11 protein-coding genes are annotated in these 16,156 nt (G+C 73.6%); 5 read left to right on the top strand and 6 right to left on the bottom strand.

The annotated features are described in order from the left end of the window. Window positions 1–14: 14 nt before the first annotated feature. Entirely contained in the window at window positions 15–704 is a 690-nt protein-coding gene (ftsE, locus tag QFZ64_RS14005; RefSeq protein WP_307065588.1) for a cell division ATP-binding protein FtsE, read from the bottom strand. A gap of 250 nt (window positions 705–954) precedes the next feature. Between ftsE and QFZ64_RS14010 the strand changes: the two genes are divergently transcribed. Further along, window positions 955–1,146 carry a hypothetical protein gene (locus tag QFZ64_RS14010; RefSeq protein WP_307065590.1) on the top strand — a complete coding sequence of 64 codons (192 nt, stop codon included), beginning with the start codon at window positions 955–957 and terminating at the stop codon, window positions 1,144–1,146. 141 nt (window positions 1,147–1,287) lie between these two features. Here the strand turns inward: QFZ64_RS14010 and QFZ64_RS14015 are convergent, their stop codons facing one another. From QFZ64_RS14015 to QFZ64_RS14030, 4 genes are all read right to left on the bottom strand, one after another. After that, window positions 1,288–2,163, bottom strand: a complete 876-nt coding sequence (locus QFZ64_RS14015; protein ID WP_307065592.1) for a hypothetical protein — start codon at window positions 2,161–2,163, stop codon at window positions 1,288–1,290. Window positions 2,164–2,463: 300 nt separating this feature from the next. Beyond that, on the bottom strand, window positions 2,464–3,570 hold the full coding sequence (gene prfB / locus QFZ64_RS14020) for a peptide chain release factor 2 (RefSeq protein WP_307065594.1): 1,107 nt from the start codon (window positions 3,568–3,570) through the stop codon (window positions 2,464–2,466). 336 nt (window positions 3,571–3,906) lie between these two features. After that, window positions 3,907–5,175 carry a serine/threonine-protein kinase gene (locus QFZ64_RS14025; RefSeq protein ID WP_307065596.1) on the bottom strand — a complete coding sequence of 423 codons (1,269 nt, stop codon included), beginning with the start codon at window positions 5,173–5,175 and terminating at the stop codon, window positions 3,907–3,909. Between the two features lie 192 nt (window positions 5,176–5,367). Then, a complete protein-coding gene (locus tag QFZ64_RS14030; RefSeq protein WP_307065599.1) occupies window positions 5,368–7,137 on the bottom strand; it encodes a serine/threonine-protein kinase in 1,770 nt (589 codons plus the stop codon). Between the two features lie 690 nt (window positions 7,138–7,827). On the opposite strand from QFZ64_RS14030, the gene QFZ64_RS14035 reads away from it, so the two are divergent. Further along, window positions 7,828–11,781 carry an FHA domain-containing protein gene (locus QFZ64_RS14035; protein ID WP_307065601.1) on the top strand — a complete coding sequence of 1,318 codons (3,954 nt, stop codon included), beginning with the start codon at window positions 7,828–7,830 and terminating at the stop codon, window positions 11,779–11,781. A 118-nt stretch (window positions 11,782–11,899) separates the two neighbouring features. Here QFZ64_RS14035 and QFZ64_RS14040 read toward each other — a convergent pair whose 3' ends face one another. Next, window positions 11,900–12,085, bottom strand: a complete 186-nt coding sequence (locus tag QFZ64_RS14040; RefSeq protein ID WP_307065604.1) for a hypothetical protein — start codon at window positions 12,083–12,085, stop codon at window positions 11,900–11,902. Here QFZ64_RS14040 and QFZ64_RS14045 point away from each other — a divergent pair. The 3 genes from QFZ64_RS14045 (at window position 12,039) to QFZ64_RS14055 (ending at window position 16,121) form a co-directional block, all read left to right on the top strand. Beyond that, window positions 12,039–13,532 (top strand): ABC transporter substrate-binding protein, encoded by a 1,494-nt coding sequence (locus tag QFZ64_RS14045; RefSeq protein ID WP_373430607.1) that lies wholly within the window; start codon window positions 12,039–12,041, stop codon window positions 13,530–13,532. The two genes, QFZ64_RS14040 and QFZ64_RS14045, sit on opposite strands and share 47 nt — an antisense overlap. Before the next feature lie 34 nt (window positions 13,533–13,566). Further along, window positions 13,567–14,922 carry a carbohydrate ABC transporter permease gene (locus tag QFZ64_RS14050; RefSeq protein WP_307065608.1) on the top strand — a complete coding sequence of 452 codons (1,356 nt, stop codon included), beginning with the start codon at window positions 13,567–13,569 and terminating at the stop codon, window positions 14,920–14,922. A gap of 272 nt (window positions 14,923–15,194) precedes the next feature. After that, entirely contained in the window at window positions 15,195–16,121 is a 927-nt protein-coding gene (locus QFZ64_RS14055) for a carbohydrate ABC transporter permease (RefSeq protein ID WP_307065610.1), read from the top strand. Window positions 16,122–16,156 lie beyond the last annotated feature (35 nt).

Consider the following 16,156-nt stretch of genomic DNA (forward strand, 5'->3'; position numbering starts at 1 on the left):
TTCGTTCCTCGTCGTCAGTGCTGGTAGCCGTAGACGCCGCGCACCTGGTCGCGGACGAGGCGGCCCTTCTCCAGCTCGATGACGCGCTTGCGCATCTGGTCCACGATGTTCTGGTCGTGGGTCGCCATCAGCACGGTGGTGCCCGTCCGGTTGATGCGGTCGAGCAGCTTCATGATGCCGACGGAGGTCTGCGGGTCGAGGTTGCCCGTGGGCTCGTCGCAGATCAGCAGCTTGGGCCGGTTGACGAAGGCGCGTGCGATGGCGACGCGCTGCTGCTCACCACCGGACAGCTCGCCCGGTCTGCGGTCCTCCTTGCCGCCGAGCCCGACGAGGTCGAGCACCTGCGGCACGGACTTGCGGATCTCACCCTTCGACTTGCCGATCACCTCCTGTGCGAAGGCGACGTTCTCGGCGACGGTCTTGTTGGGCAGCAGCCGGAAGTCCTGGAACACCGTTCCCAACTGGCGCCGGATTCCCGGCACCTTCCAGTTGGAGACGCGGGCGAGGTCCTTGCCCAGGACGTGCACCTGACCTTGGCTGCACCGCTCCTCGCGCAGGATCAGACGCAGGAAGGTGGACTTTCCGGAGCCGGACGATCCCACGAGGAACACGAACTCGCCCTTCTCCACCTCCAGGGAGACATCCCTGAGCGCGGGGCGGGTCTGCTTGGGGTAGACCTTGGAGACGTTGTCGAATCGGATCACGGGATGCACCACAAGTCGCCGGGGTTGGTGAGCGTGACCATACGCGAACCGGGTGTGTGCGTGCAGTCGCCGGTGGGCATGCGCGAATGTTGTGCGTTTTGTCGGGGGGCCGAAGGCACGTACGGCTTCCCCCGCGCCGCCGCGCGACCTCGCGGAACCTGGCACAGTGGGAGGTGGTGACGGGCTCCGGGAACGGAATGGGCGTCCGGCACGTTGTACGGGGTGAAGACGGGCGAGGAAGGCGAGGCGCATGACGTACGACCGATTGGTGTGCGCGAACTGTGCCGGGCCTGTGAGTGAGGGCCGCTGCCCGGTGTGCCGGGCCAGCAGGGAACGGATGCAGCGGCAGAGCCCGTTCACCGACCTGAATCCGATGGTGCTGATCGCGCTGCTCGTCGCGCTGATCGCGGCGCTGGTACTGGTGGCGCACCAGACGGTGTGATCGCGCACAGCTGATCTTCCCGGGCCCGTCGGTCCGGGCCGGCGTGAGAAAGGCCCGGAGCCGGCTGCTCCGGGCCTTTCTTCGTTGTCTCTTCGCGTTACGTCACGCGGTACGTCGTGGCGGGTCCACGACCCACGGACGTCAGGCCGCGGCGCCGTCCCGGCCGCTCACCAGGCGGGGCAGGAAGCGGAAGCCGATGCCGCCCGCGATCATCGTGGCCGCGCCGATGAGCAGGAACGCGGTCTGACCGGCGCCCGTCTCGGCCAGCTCGCCGCCGTCGCCGCCCTGGGCGGTGGTGTCCGACGTCTCGGTGCCGGTGTCGGTCAGAGCGGAGGAACCCTTGCTCTGCTCGACGGGCTTGTTGCCGCCGCCGTCGGTCTCGGTACCGCCGGAGCCGGAGCCGCCGCCGTTGCCGTGACCGCCGCCATTGCCGTTGCCGCCACCGTTGCCGTTACCGCCGACGTCACCGGTGCCGCCGTTGTCGCCGTTGCCGCCGACGTCACCCGCGCCGCCGTTGTCGCCGTTGCCGCCGACGTCACCCGCGCCACCGTCGTCGCCGTTACCGCCGACGTCACCCGCGCCACCGTCGTCGCCGTTACCGCCGACGTCACCCGCACCGCCGTCGTCGCCATTGCCGCCGACGTCACCCGCGCCACCGTCGTCGCCGTTACCGCCGACGTCACCCGCACCGCCGTCGTCGCCATTGCCGCCGACGTCACCCGCACCGCCGTCGTCGCCGTTACCGCCGACGTCACCCGTGCCACCGTCGTCGGTGCCACCGATGCCGCCGCCGACCGTGGCGCCGACGGAGGTGCCACCGTCGTCGGTGCCGCCGTTGTCGGCACCTTCGCTGTCCGCCGGTGCGTTCACCTTCACGTCGACAGTGGCCACACCGGCGTCGAGGCCGATGTCGGCGCCGGCGGCCGAGGCCACCCCCGCCGCCGCCAGCGACGCACCCGCCGCAATCACGGCACCCGCGGCGACACGCGCCACGCGGATCCGCGTCTTCTTCGTCATATGACTGCTACCCCCAGTAGCTGATCGTCAGTGGAGCAGCGCCACGGGGCCGTGATCAACGGGGGCAGGTCATGAAGTGGATCTCCCCCGGTTCACATGCGCCCCGATAATGCGCATGCCACCCGACACCTTTCCGATTTTTTTAAGCAACGTCAAGGCCGTTGCGGACGTGATGTCCTATGTCGCGGCTTTCGTCACGAGAGGCCGCAGAAAAAAGGCAACTGTCGCCACGAGGGCGGCAGTTGCCTTGTCGACAAAACGGGGCTTCCGGGGCGGTCGGCCCGCGGCGGGCACCCGGAGTTACTTCTCCTGCTGCTTGCGCCAGCGAATGCCGGCCTCAAGGAAACCGTCGATCTCACCGTTGAACACGGCCTCGGGGTTGCCGACCTCGAAGTCGGTGCGCAGGTCCTTGACCATCTGGTACGGGTGCAGGACGTACGAACGCATCTGGTTGCCCCAGGAGTTGCCGCCGTCGCCCTTGAGCGCGTCCATCTTGGCCTGGTCCTCCTGGCGGCGCCGCTCGAGCAGCTTGGCCTGGAGGACGTTCATCGCGGTCGCCTTGTTCTGGATCTGCGACCGCTCGTTCTGACAGGAGACGACGATCCCGGTGGGGAGGTGGGTGAGGCGCACCGCGGAGTCGGTCGTGTTGACGCCCTGGCCGCCGGGGCCGGAGGACCGGTAGACGTCCACGCGCAGCTCGGACTCGTCGATCTCGACGTGGTCGGTCTGCTCGACCACGGGGAGGATCTCCACGCCCGCGAAGCTGGTCTGGCGCCGGCCCTGGTTGTCATAGGGCGAGATGCGCACGAGGCGGTGGGTGCCCTGCTCGACGGAGAGGGTGCCGTAGGCGTACGGGGCCTGGACGGCGAAGGTGGTCGACTTGATGCCGGCCTCCTCCGCGTACGACGTCTCGTAGACCTCGGTCTTGTAGCCGCGCTGCTCGGCCCAGCGCAGGTACATGCGCTGGAGCTTCTCGGCGAAGTCCGCGGCGTCGACGCCGCCGGCCTCGGCGCGGATGTTGACGAGGGCCTCGCGGGAGTCGTACTCGCCGGAGAGGAGGGTGCGGACCTCCATCTCGTCCAGCGCCTTCCTCACCGCCGTGAGCTCGGACTCGGCCTCGGCGCGGGTGTCGGGGTCGTCCTCCTCCTCGGCCATCTCGAAGAGGACGCTCAGGTCGTCGATCCTGCCGCGCAGGGCCTCGGCCTTGCGGACCTCCGCCTGGAGGTGCGACAGCTTGCTGGTGATCTTCTGCGCCTCGTCCGGGTTGTCCCAGAGGGACGGCACGGCCGCCTGCTCCTCGAGCACGGCGATGTCTGCCCTCAGTTTGTCGAGGTCCAGGACGGCCTCGATCGACTCCATGGTGGAGGAGAGGGACTTGAGCTCTTCGGATACGTCGACGACTGCCACGCTCCCCAGCGTAACGGTTCCGCCGGGTGGGGAGGGCTGGGGCGGGGGGGGTGGGCCCCCGGCCCCCGGCCCGGCCCCGGCTCTGCTCCGGGCTCGGCCCGCGGTGAGGGGCGGAAGAGCCCCGGGGGACGGTGGGAGTGGCGGGCGCGGGTGCGTGGGGGTTGGTCGCGCAGTTCCCCGCGCCCCTGGAAGGCAGGGGGCACCCCCGTTTTCAAGGGGCGCGGGGAACTGCGCGAGAAGAGGCCGTCCACCCGCGCTCGGCACCGCACCCCGGGAGGTCAGGGGGCGGAGCCCCCTGGAGGGACGGGAAGGGTAGGGGCGGCGGGGGCGAAGAGGCTACGGAACCGCCGGGGCGGAGTTGTTGGAGTCCTGTGGGGATGTGTCTCCGTCGTCGCCCGACATGGCGGCCCAGGCGCCCAGGCCGGCCGCGACGGCCAGCACCAGCGCGACCGCCCCGAGGGTCAGCCGCCGTCTGCGCGCCACCGCCCGGTTCCGCGCGGAACCCGGCCGCGGCGCTCCCGCCGCCCGCGGTACCCGCGCGGTGCCCCGGGCACCGCCCGCAAGCTCCTCCGGGCCCGGTACCCGCATCGACGTGTGCGTGTCCCGGTTGGAGTCCGGCTTCGCGCCGGGCACCAGCGGCACGGCACCCCGCCGCACCCGCGGCTCGCCCCGGGGCGCGGTCACCGCCCCGCCGTCGGCCCCGTCGGCGGCGCTCCCGCTCCCGTCCCCGTCGTCCTCCTCCGGCTCCGACCCCGGCTCGTCCACGTCCAGCGGGCCCATCCCGGCCAGCGACGGGAGCTGCTCCCGCAGCCGTGCCGCCAGCTCGGAGGCCCGCAGCCGGGAGGCCGGCGCCTTGGCCAGGCACTGCACGAGGAGCTGCCACAGCTCGTCCGGGATGCCGGGCAGCGGTGCCACCGTCTCCGTGACGTGCCGCCGCAGCACCGCACCGGGGTGCCCGCCGCCGAACGGCGTGAACCCCGCGAGGAGCTCGTACAGAACCGTGGCCAGCGCGTAGATGTCGACGGCCGCGCGGGGCGGCAGGCCCTCGACGATCTCCGGGGCCAGGTAGTCCGGCGTGCCGATGATCTTCGTGGCGCGGGTCCGGCGCGGGGTGTCGATGAGTTTGGCCACACCGAAGTCCGTCAGCAGCGCGGGGTGCGCGCCACCGGGTCCGAGGGGGCCCTGCATGTCGAGGAGGATGTTCTCCGGCTTGACGTCGCGGTGCACGACCCCGGCCGCGTGCGCCGCGGCCAGCGCGTCGGCCACGTCGGCGACGATCGCCACCGCCGCCTCGGGCGCCAACCGGTGCTCCCGGTCCAGGCGGGTGCGCAGGTCCGTGCCGCGCACGAGGTCCATGACGAGGGCCAGGTCGTTGCCGTCGACCACGAGGTCGTGCACCGAGACGATGTGCGGGTGGTCCAGGCCCAGCAGCGCCGTGCGCTCCTGGACGAACCGGCCCACCAGTTCCTGGTCGGACGCCAGGTCCTCGCGCAGCATCTTGACGGCCACGGGCCCGTCCGGGCCCTCGCCCAGCCACACCGTGCCGGCGCTGCCCCGTCCCAGGACCTGGTGCGCGGTGTACCGACTGCCGATCTTCCGTGCCAAGGCTGCTCCGCTCGCTCCAACGGTCCGCGTGTTGTCGCCAAAACTACGCGTCGTGGGAGCCGGCCTTCACCCGGGCGACGGAAATCACCCGGTGGGTGTCGACAAATCCCCGAGGTCGGGAGTGCCGGACGGATCCCGGGGTGCGCCCGGGGGTCCGGCAACGGTGAGCCGGTGAGCCCTGGTTGCTAGTTGCTAGTTGCCCAGTTTTCGGGCCAGGTCCCCGACCTTGGAGAACCAGTGGCTGATCTCGCCCCAGTAGCCCCTGCCCGTACCGATCCAGTCCTGCAGCGGGCTCAGCTCCCAGACGAGCCAGCTCGCGACGAACAGGATGACGAGCGTGAACAGGCAGCCCTTGAGGCAGCCGAGGCCCGGGATCTTCATCGGGTTGGCACCGCGCTGCCGCGGCGCCCTCGGCTCGCGCTCCGGGGCCGGGGCGGGCCGCTGGGGCTGCGGGGCGGGGGCGTAGCGCTGGGGCTGGTGCTGGGGTGCCGGGGCGTACTGCTGCGGCTGCGGGGTCTCCCGGCGGCGCTGGGCGCCACGCTGGGGGGCGTACCGCTGCTGCCCGGGCGGCTGCTGTTGCTGTTGCTGTTGCTGTGGGTAGCCGTAGCCCTCCTGCGGGGGCGGCTGCCGGTGGGGCTGCTGCTGCGGGCGGGCGACCTGGCGCTGCGGGCGGCGGCGCAGCGGGTCCTCGTTCGGGTCGAGGTACTGCACCTGGGTCTGGTCGTTGCGGTCGCGGGCCGCGCGGAGCTGGGTCTGCCAGGGGTGCGGCTGGTCGGAGCCGCCCGCGTCGCCCTGCCCGGGGCCGCCCGGCGGCACCGGGGGCAGCACGGCGGTCGGGTCGGCGGCGCCGGTCTGCGGCAGGACGGCGGTGGGGTCGGCGGCGCCGGCGCCGGAGGTGTGCGGGAGGACGCTGGTGGCGCCGTTGGGGTCGACGCCGTTGGGGAGGGTGGGGTTGTGCGGGCCGTTCGGGCCGTAGGCGCCGGCGCCGGAGGTGTGCGGGAGGACCTGGGTCGGGTCGGCGGCTCCCGGGGTGCCCGGCACGGGGGCCGGGGCGAGGTCGGGGCCGAGCAGTGCGCCGACGCCCTCGGCGGCGGCGATCGCCGCGGAGTTGGCGTGCACGCCGACGCCGTCGGCGACGACCCGCAGGGCGCGCGCGAGGTTCTCGGCGCTGGGACGCTGGTCGGGGTTCTTGCGCAGGCAGCGCTCGATCACCGTCCAGAGCGGGTCCGGCACGGTGGAGGGGCGGCGCGGCTCGGCGCTCAGGTGCTGGTGCAGCACTTCGAGGGCGCTGCCGCCGCCGAACGGGGGGCGGCCGGTGACCAGCTCGTACAGCATGATCCCGGCGCCGTAGATGTCCACGGCGGAGGTCTGCGGACGGCCCTCGGCGGACTCCGGCGCGATGTACGCGGGGGTGCCGACGAACTCCTGGGTGCGGGTGAGGCCCGGTGAGTCGGCGAGGCGGGCGATCCCGAAGTCGGTGAGCATCGGGTGCATCTCGCCGCCGGTCTGCTTCAGCAGGACGTTGGCGGGCTTGAGGTCGCGGTGCACCACACCGTCGGCGTGGCTGGCGGCCAGCGCGTCGGCGACCTGGGCGGTCAGCAGGGCGGCGGCCACGGGGGTGAGGGGGCCGTTCTCCCGCAGGTAGCGGTGCAGGTCGGGGCCGTCGACGAGGTCCATGACGAGGGCCAGCAGATCACCCTCGACGACCAGGTCACGCACCCGGACGATGTTCGGGTGGGTCAGCCGGAGCAGGACGGAGCGCTCCCGCAGGAAGCGCATCACGATGTCCGGGTCGCTCGCGAGCTCCTCCTTGAGGACCTTGATCGCGACGGTCTCGCCCGGCCGGCCGGCGACGGCCGCCTCGGAGCCCGCGGTCTCGCGCTGGCTCGCACGCCACACCGTGCCCGTGGCACCGCGTCCCAGCGGCTCCTCGAGCAGGTACTTGCTGCCTACCGGCCGCACGTCATGAGCTCCCTGCTGATCGGGGTGTCTGGTCCGAACACCGTTGTCCACCTCGCGCACCGTGCTGTCCGGGCTCCCCACCACGGGTTCCGGACCACGGGTTCCGGGTGTTCCGACCCACTGTAGTGCGGTGCCGGAGCGCACCGGGTTGTCAAACCCTGCGCCCGCACGCGGGTCGCAGGGACGCGGTCCGGCGCGCTCCCCCGCAGGGGTACGTGCCGGGCGTCACGCATGTTCGACGGGTTCCCGTCGCACATGTTCGACGGGAAGACGCGCGGTCGGGGGCGGTTGGTTGCCCGGGGAGGGTGCCGGGCCCGGCGCGAGGGGTTCCCGGGCCTGGCGCGGGCGGTTCCCGGGCCTGGCGCGGGCGGTTCCCGGGCCTGGCGCGGGCGGTCTCCGGCCGGTCGTCGATCGCACCCCGGGCGATCACAAGGGGGTTCCGAGTGGTCGCCCATGGATCGGGGCAGGTCGTCGGGCGGGCATTTTTGCGGGCAGAGCCGACCAATCAAGATCACTTGCCCTCGGTGGGCGGGCGCGTTGTCAGTGGCAGGTGCGAGGATGCCTCCAGTTACTGGCCGATGTGCTCGTGAGCGGTGGGGGAAGTCAGGGGGAGACCCGCGGTCGGGGGACCGCGGGCGGTGCCTTCGTCCCCGCGTACGGGCGCTTGCGCAGAAGGGACCGCTGACGGCGATGCAGATCCGGCTGACCGTCGTTGACCCGCTGGGCCCGCCCGCGGAGCCGGGAGCGCGCGCCGCGAGCCGCGACGTACTGGTCACCGCCCCCGCCGGGACGGCGCTGGCCGCGGTGGTCGCGGACCTCGTCTCGGCGGTGGGCGGCGGGGACGGCCCGGCGGTGCTGTACGCGGGAGCGGAACGGCTCGACCCGCAGCGCCGCACGCTGGGCGAGCCGCCCCTCACGGACGGCGCCGTGCTGTCGCTGGGCGCTCCCGTGGAGCCGGGCCCCGAGGCGGCGGACGACGTCTCGGCGGAGCTGCACGTGGTGGCGGGTCCGGACGCGGGCGGGGTGCATCTGCTGCACGGCGGACAGATCAGGGTGGGCCGCTCGGCCGACGCCGACGTCCCGCTCGACGATCCCGACGTCTCCCGCCTGCACTGCGCGGTCACCGTCGCGCCCGACGGCCGGGTCACGGTCGCCGACCTCGGCTCCACCAACGGCACGGCACTGGACGGCGTCCGCGTCACCGACCGCCCGGTGCGGCTGGTCCCGGGTGCGCTCCTGCGCCTCGGCGAGTCGACGCTGCGGCTGGCACCGCCGGGCGGCGTGCCGGCGGTCCCGACGACACCGGACGGCGAGGGGCACACACGGATACGGGTCACCGGCGCCCCTTCCGGTGCGGGTGCGGGTGCGGTGGCGGGTGCGCCCGGGGACGCGGGGGCCGCCGCCCCGCGACCGGCCGGCGCGTCCGCCGGCCGCCCGGAGCACGGTCCGACGGCGGACGGGCAGGCGGCGCCGGGGGCGTACGGGACCGGAACGCCGGGCCCGCACGGGCACCCGGCGGGCGAACCGGCCGGCGCGTCGGGCACGTCCGGTGCGTCCGGCCACACCGATGCGTCCGGCCACACCGATGCGTACGGCGGCGGTGCGGGGGCCGTCACCCGGGGCGGCGAGGAGCGCCTCGGGAGGGGTGGCACGGCCGCCGGTCGCGCCCGAGACCTCGACCCCGATCACCACTACGACCGTGACCGGGACCGGGACCGGGACGGCGACCGCGCGAACGGTTTCGGCGGGCCCGACGGCCATGACGGTCCGTACGGTTTCGGCCAGGGAGCCGATGTCGGCGGCCGGAGCGGCGACGCCCGGGGGCGCGCGGGGACGCCCGTCCGCGGCACCGACGTGCCGGACGCGTCGAACACGACGGAGGTGCCGGGCTCCCGTGACCCCGGCGCCGGGACCCGACGGCGCGGCGGGCTCGCCGCGTGGGCCCGGCGGCTGGCCGGGGGACGGGACGAGGCCACCGCGGGCAGCGGGCCGACCGGTCACGCCGAGGGCGTCGCCCCGACCCTGCCGCACCGCCCGCAGGGACCCGAGAAATGGCCGGATCCCGCCGTGCTGCTGCTGACCGCGCTCCGGCCGGGGCCCCGGCTGTGGGAGCGCGGGCCGCTGCACCCGGAGGCGCTCACCGTGCGGCTCGGCACCGCCGATCTGCCCGCCGTACCCGACGGCACCGGCCCGCTGCTCGCCGTACCGGTGACCACCGGGCTGCGCGAGGTCGGCTCCCTCGGGCTGGCCGGACCCCGCGCCCGCCTCGGCGGGCTCGCCCGTGCCGTACTGGCCCAGCTCGCCGCGCTGCACTCCCCCGACACCCTGGAAATCGTCCTGATCAGCGCGGACCGCGCGCGCCCCGTCGAGGAGCGCACCGCCGAGTGGTCCTGGCTCGGCTGGCTGCCGCACCTCGTCCCCGCGCACGGCCAGGACTGCCGGCTGCTGCTCGCCCACGACCGGGACCAGGCGACGGCCCGTACGACAGAGCTGCTGCGCCGCCTCGACGACCGGCTCGCGGAGTTCTCGTCCGGCGCCGCGCCACGGGTGCCGCACCAGGGCGGCCCCGGGGACGAGGACGAGACGGCGCGGCGTCCCTCCTGGGCACGGGACGCGGCCGCGCCGGCCGAACCGTACGCCGGTCCCCGCACCGTGCTCGTGGTGGACGGCGACCCCGGCGGCGCGGACGTGCGCGAGGGCGTGGTGCGGCTGGTGCGCGAGGGGCCGCAGGCCGGGATCCACGTGATCTGCCTGGCCGAGACGGCGGCGGCCTCCCCCACCACGCCGGCCGCACGGACGTACCAGGCGGTGTGCGCGGAGTCTCCGACGTTCCGGGAGTGCGGGGCGGTCGCCCTGCTCAGCGGTGACGTGGCCACGGCGGTGCGCATCCTGCGGGTGGCGCCGCACGCGGAGCCGGGCGCCGGTGATTCCGCCGCGCCCCACCCCGGCGACGGGCCGGGCGCGCCGACCCCTCGTGCCCGTGCCCCCCGGCCCGGCCACGCCGCCGAGGGCCGCGTGGCGGACCCGTCCGCCGTTCCGCGGCCCCGCGGCGCGCACGAACCGCACGGCGCACATGGCACACATGACGCACACACCGCACATGGCGGGCACGGCGGGCACAGCTCGGCGAGTGCCTCCGACCCCTCGTACGATCCCCAGGCCACGCACCACGACCGCACCGGCCGGGATCCTCGGGACGCGGCGTCCGGCGGGCGGATACGCCGGAGCCCGGTGAGCGAGGGCACGGTCGCCGCCGTGGACGCGGTGTCCCTCGCCTGGGCCGAACGGTTCGCCCGGGCGCTCGCCCCGCTGCGGACGGACGGACCCGCCGCCGGGACGCTCCCGCATCCGCGCATCTCCGCGCCGCTGCCCCGGACGGCCCGTCTGCTGGACGAGTTGGGGCTGGCCCGGGCCACCCCGCCCTCGCTGATGGCCCGTTGGGCGGCCGCGGCCGACGACACCGAGTCGCTGGGCGGCCGCGCCTGGGCGGTGCTCGGGGCCGGGCCGCGTGGCCCGGTCGTCGTGGACCTCGCCGCCGACGGCCCGCACCTGTTGGTGGAGGGGCCGTCCGGCAGCGGCCGTACGGAGTTGCTGCGGGCGGTCGTCGCGTCCCTCGCGGCGGCCGAACGCCCGGACCGGCTCGGCCTCGTGCTGATAGACGGCCGCGACTGCGGACCGCACGCCTCCGGTGCGGACGGCGGACTGCGGCTGTGCACGGACCTCCCCCATGTCACCACCCACCTCGCGGCCAACGACCCCGTCCGGATGCGGCAGTTCGCGCAGTCGTTGAGCGCGGAGCTGAAGCGGCGTGCCGAACTGCTCGGCCGGCTGGACTTCGCCGAGTGGCACACGCAGCAGGCCGTGTCACGGCGGCTGGTGCCGCAACGCGCGGCGAGCGGGCCGGGACGGCGGCCGATGGCGGTGGACGGCACGTCCGGCGCCACCTCCGGCGGCGCGCCTTCCGAACCGGCCGCGTCCGGGGCGGGCGCCGCCGACCTGGAGTCGCCGCCGAGTGCGACCCTGCGGCTGCGGCCGCCCGCGGCACGCAGGGCCGCGGAACCGGGACCGGCGCTGGCCCGGCTGGTGGTCGTCGTGGACGACCTGGACGCACTGCTCTCGCCCGCCCTCGGCTCCCCCGGCCGGCCCTCCGCCGGTTCGGTCGTACGGGCGCTGGAGGCGGTGGCACGGGACGGGGAGCGGCTCGGGGTGCACCTGGTGGCCGCGACGGAGGTGGACGGCGACCGCACGTTCCGCACGGAACCGGGCCGGGCCGCGGGTCTGCGGGTGCGGTTGCGGACGCCCGCCCAGGGAGCGGACGAACCCGCCCCGGGAAGCGGGCGGTTGACGTACGCGCACGGGGCGCAGGGCACGCCCGGCACGGAGGACCGGGACCTGAACCCGGACCGGGACCGGGACATGCGGGCGACGGAGTTCCAGGGCGGCCGCGTCACGGGCCGCATCCCGCGCACGGCGACCGTGCGCCCCACGGTCGCCCCCGTGGAGTGGGAGCGCATGGGCGACCCGCCGGTCCGGCGCACGGTACGGGAGTTGGGCAACGGGCCCACGGATCTCGCGCTGCTCGCCAGCGCGCTCGAGCGTGCGGCCCGGTCGGTCTCCGCGACGGGGGTCCCCCCACTGCTCTGAGAGGGCTCCGCCCCACCGCGCGGCGCGGACCCCCGCGCCCCGCCCCCGCCTCCCGGAGCGCACCCGGACCCGCCCCGCTGCCCCGCCGACGGCCCGCCGCTGCCCCGCCGCCGATCCGTCAGCGAGACAACGACGTGGTCACGATGGCCCGCTTGACACCGTAGGCGCTCTTGCCGACCCGCGTGGCCCGGCGTACACCAGAGCGCACGGAACAGCGCCGGAACGACGTTCGACGAGGAACGAAGAACGGGGCAGTGATGCGCAGCACCAGGAGCAGCAGGTTCGGCACCGTCCATACCGACATCGACAGCACCCTCCACAGCGACCGCACCTTCCGTACCGGAAGAACCTCACGCACCGTGAGACCAAGCGCCTCGGTCAGGTCCGGCGGGCGGACCACCAGGGTCGCCGCCGTCCTCCTCGCCACCGCCCTCGCGCTCGCCGTCACCGGCTGCGGCGGGGACGACGACAGCGGCGGGAGCACCAAGCCCAGCGCCTCCGGTGACGGCAACGGCGGGTCCACCGTCCAGTTGCCCAAGCTGGACGGGCAGAGCCTGGAGGTCGCCGCCGTGTGGACCGGCGGCGAGCAGAAGAACTTCAAGAAGGTCCTCGCCGAGTTCGAGAAGCGCACCGGCGCCAAGGTCACGTTCGTGCCCGCCCAGGACCCGATCATCAACTTCCTGGGCTCGAAGGTGGCCGGCGGCCAACCACCGGACGTCGCGCTGCTGCCGCAGCCCGGCGCGATCAAGCAGGCCGTGGACAAGGGCTGGGCCAAGCCGCTCGGCGCGGAGGCGACGAAGGAGCTCGCCGAGAACTACTCGCAGGGCTGGCAGGACATCGGCAAGGTCGGCGGCAAGCAGTACGGCGCCTACTACAAGGCCGCCAACAAGTCCCTGATCTGGTACAACGCCAAGGTCTTCGAGAACGCGGGGGCGAACGAGCCGAAGTCGTGGAAGGACCTGCTGAGCACCGCGCGGACCGTCTACGACTCCGGTGTCACCCCCTTCTCCGTGGGCGGCGCGGACGGCTGGACACTCACCGACTGGTTCGAGAACGTCTATCTCTCCCAGGCCGGCCCGGAGCAGTACGACCAGCTCGCCCAGCACAAGATCAAGTGGACCGACCCCTCGGTCAAGCAGGCGCTGACCACGCTCGCGCAGATCTGGGGCAAGAAGGACTACGTCGCGGGCGGCGCGAAGGGCGCGTTGGGCACGGCGTTCCCCGAGTCGGTCACCCAGACCTTCACCGGCGGCGACCAGCCGAAGGCCGGCATGGTCTACGAGGGCGACTTCGCGCAGGTCAACATCGGTGAGACCAAGGCGAGGATCGGCACGGACGCCAAGGTGTTCCCGTTCCCGGCCGTGGGCGACACCGCGCCCGTGGTCAGCGGCGGCGACGCGGCCGTCATCCTCAAGGACTCCAAGGCCGCGCAGGCCCTGGTGACGTTCCTGGCCTCGCCGGACGCGGCCACGATCCAGGCCGAGCTGGGCGGTTACCTCTCCCCCAACAAGAACGTGCCCGAGTCGGCGTATCCGAACGCTGTGCAGCGGAAGATCGCCAAGGCGCTGGTCGCGGCCGGTGACGACTTCCGGTTCGACATGTCCGACCAGGCCCCGCAGGCGTTCGGCGGCACGCCCGGCAAGGGCGAATGGAAGGAGTTGCAGGACTTCCTGACGAACCCGAAGGACGTGGCCGGCGCGCAGCAGAAGCTGGAGGCCGCTGCGGCCAAGGCGTACGGGAGCGGGCGTTGAGCCCGCGCCGCGCACGAGGGGCGGGTGACCGGCGATGACGTCGGCCGCCGCGGAGCGCGTCGCCGGGACCCCGGCGAAACCCCCCGTCCCCCCGAGGCGCGGGAGCGTGACGGGCACCCGGCGCACGGTGGCAGCGCTGTTCCTGCTGCCCGCGCTGGTGCTGCTCGGCGCGCTCGTGGTCTACCCGATCGGGTACTCGGTCGTCCGCAGTTTCTACGACTCCTCCGGCGACTCCTTCGCGGGCTTCGACAACTACCAGGACCTGTTCACCGACGACGGCATCCGCACGGCGCTGAAGAACAACATCATTTGGGTGGTGTTCGCGCCGACGGTGGCCACCGCGCTCGGCCTGGTGTTCGCGGTGCTGACCGAACGGGTGCGCTGGGGCACGGCGTTCAAGCTGGTCGTCTTCATGCCGATGGCGATCTCGATGCTCGCGGCGGGGATCATCTTCCGGCTGGTGTACGACCAGGACCCGGACAAGGGGGTCGCCAACGCGGTCTGGGTGGGCGTGCACGACACCTTCGCGCAGTCGTCGGCGTTCCCGAGGGCGCACCCGGGACGTCAGTCGCCGCTCGTCGCGCGGGACGGCGGGTTCGTGACGAGGACGACGGTGCACACGGGCGACACGGTGACCCTGCCGCTCGTCGGCGTCGCCCCCGACAAGATGCCCGACGACGTGAAGCGGGCGGTCGCCCCGAAGGCCGACCCGGGGAAGATCACCGGGACGACCTGGCAGGACTTCACGCGCGGCAAGGGCGTCGGCACACTCGGCGGGGTCGATGCCGCCGAGCAGGGGTACGCCGGCATGCGGATCGAGGCGGTCGACGACGCCGGCAAGGTCGTCGACTCCACGAAGGCCGCCGGCGACGGCACGTTCGCGCTCTCCGCGAAGGCGGACGGGGCGCGGCTGAGGCTCCCGGCGAGCAACTTCAAGGAGCCGTACAACGGCGTCGACTGGCTCGGCCCGTCCCTCGTCACCCCCGCGGTCATCGGGTCGTACGTGTGGATGTGGGCCGGGTTCGCGATGGTGCTGATCGCGGCGGGGCTGGCCGGCATGCCCCGCGAACTCCTGGAGGCGGCGCGGGTGGACGGGGCCAACGAGTGGCAGGTCTTCCGCCGGGTCACGGTGCCGCTGCTCGCGCCGGTGCTCGGGGTCGTCGTGGTCACGCTGATGATCAACGTGCTGAAGGTCTTCGACCTGGTGTTCATCATCCCGCCGGGCTCCTCGCAGGACGACGCCGACGTGCTCGCCCTGGAGCTGTACCGGAAGGGCTTCGCCGAGGACCAGCCGGGCGTCGCGAGCGCGATCGCGGTGTTCCTGCTGCTGCTGGTGATTCCGGTGATGCTCTTCAATGTGCGGCGGCTGCGGCGGGAGGTGCGGCGATGACGGCACGACCGCTTCCCGGCCGGGGGTCCGGGGGTCGTCCCCCGGGAAGACACAGCAATGTGCGGCGGCTGCGGCGGGAGGTGCGGCGATGACGGCACGACCGCTTCCCGGCCGGGGGTCCGGGGGTCGTCCCCCGGGAAGACACAGCAATGTGCGGCGGCTGCGGCGGGAGGTACGGCGATGACGGCACGACCGCTTCCCGGCCGGGGGTCCGGGGGTCGTCCCCCGGGAAGACACAGCAATGTGCGGCGGCTGCGGCGGGAGGTGCGGCGATGACGGCCGAGGCCGGAGGAATCGGTACGGCGGCACCCGCGTCCGCGCCGCCGCCCGCCGGCGTCGTCGGGGCCCGGCGGTCCTGGGCGGCGCGGCTCACCGAAGGGGTCAGCGGCGGACTGCTGCGGGCCTTCCTGCTCGTCGTCGGCCTGTTCTGGCTGGTGCCGACGATCGGTCTGCTGCTCGCCTCGCTGCGCAAGCCGGAGGACATGAGCGCCTCCGGGTGGTGGAAGGTGTTCAGCCAGCCCTCCCAACTGACGTTCGACAGCTACCAGAAGCTCCTGGAGAACGGTGACATCACCGACTCCCTGTGGAACACGGTGCTGATCACGGTGCCGGCGACGGTCCTGGTCGTGCTGATCGGTTCGCTGGCCGGGTACGCCTTCGCGTGGATGGAGTTCCCGGGCCGCGACTGGTGGTTCCTCGGCGTGGTCGGGCTGCTCGTGGTGCCGGTGCAGGTGGCGCTCATCCCGATCGCCGAACTGTTCGGCAAGATCGGGCTCTTCGGCACGATCACCGGGGTGGTGCTGTTCCACGTCGGCTTCGGGCTGCCGTTCGCGGTGTTCCTGCTGCGGAACTTCTTCGCGGAGATCCCGCGCGAACTGCTGGAGGCGGCCCGCCTCGACGGGGCGGGTGAACTGCGGCTGTTCCTGCGGGTGGTGATGCCGCTGGGCGGGCCGGCCATCGCCAGCCTGGGCATCTTCCAGTTCCTGTGGGTGTGGAACGACATGCTGGTCGCGCTGGTGTTCACCAAGGCGGGCACGCAGCCGATCACGGTCGCCCTGCAGACGCAGGTGCGGCAGTTCGGCAGCAACATCGACGTCCTGGCGCCCGGCGCCTTCATCTCGATGGTGATCCCACTGGCCGTGTTCTTCGCGTTCCAGCGGCAGTTCGTGTCCGGGGTGATGGCGGGGGCGGTGAAGTAGCCACCGCCGAAGGAGCGGCGAGGAACGGCGAGGAG

Source organism: Streptomyces sp. B3I8 (assembly GCF_030816915.1).
Classification (GTDB): Bacteria; Actinomycetota; Actinomycetes; order Streptomycetales; family Streptomycetaceae; genus Streptomyces.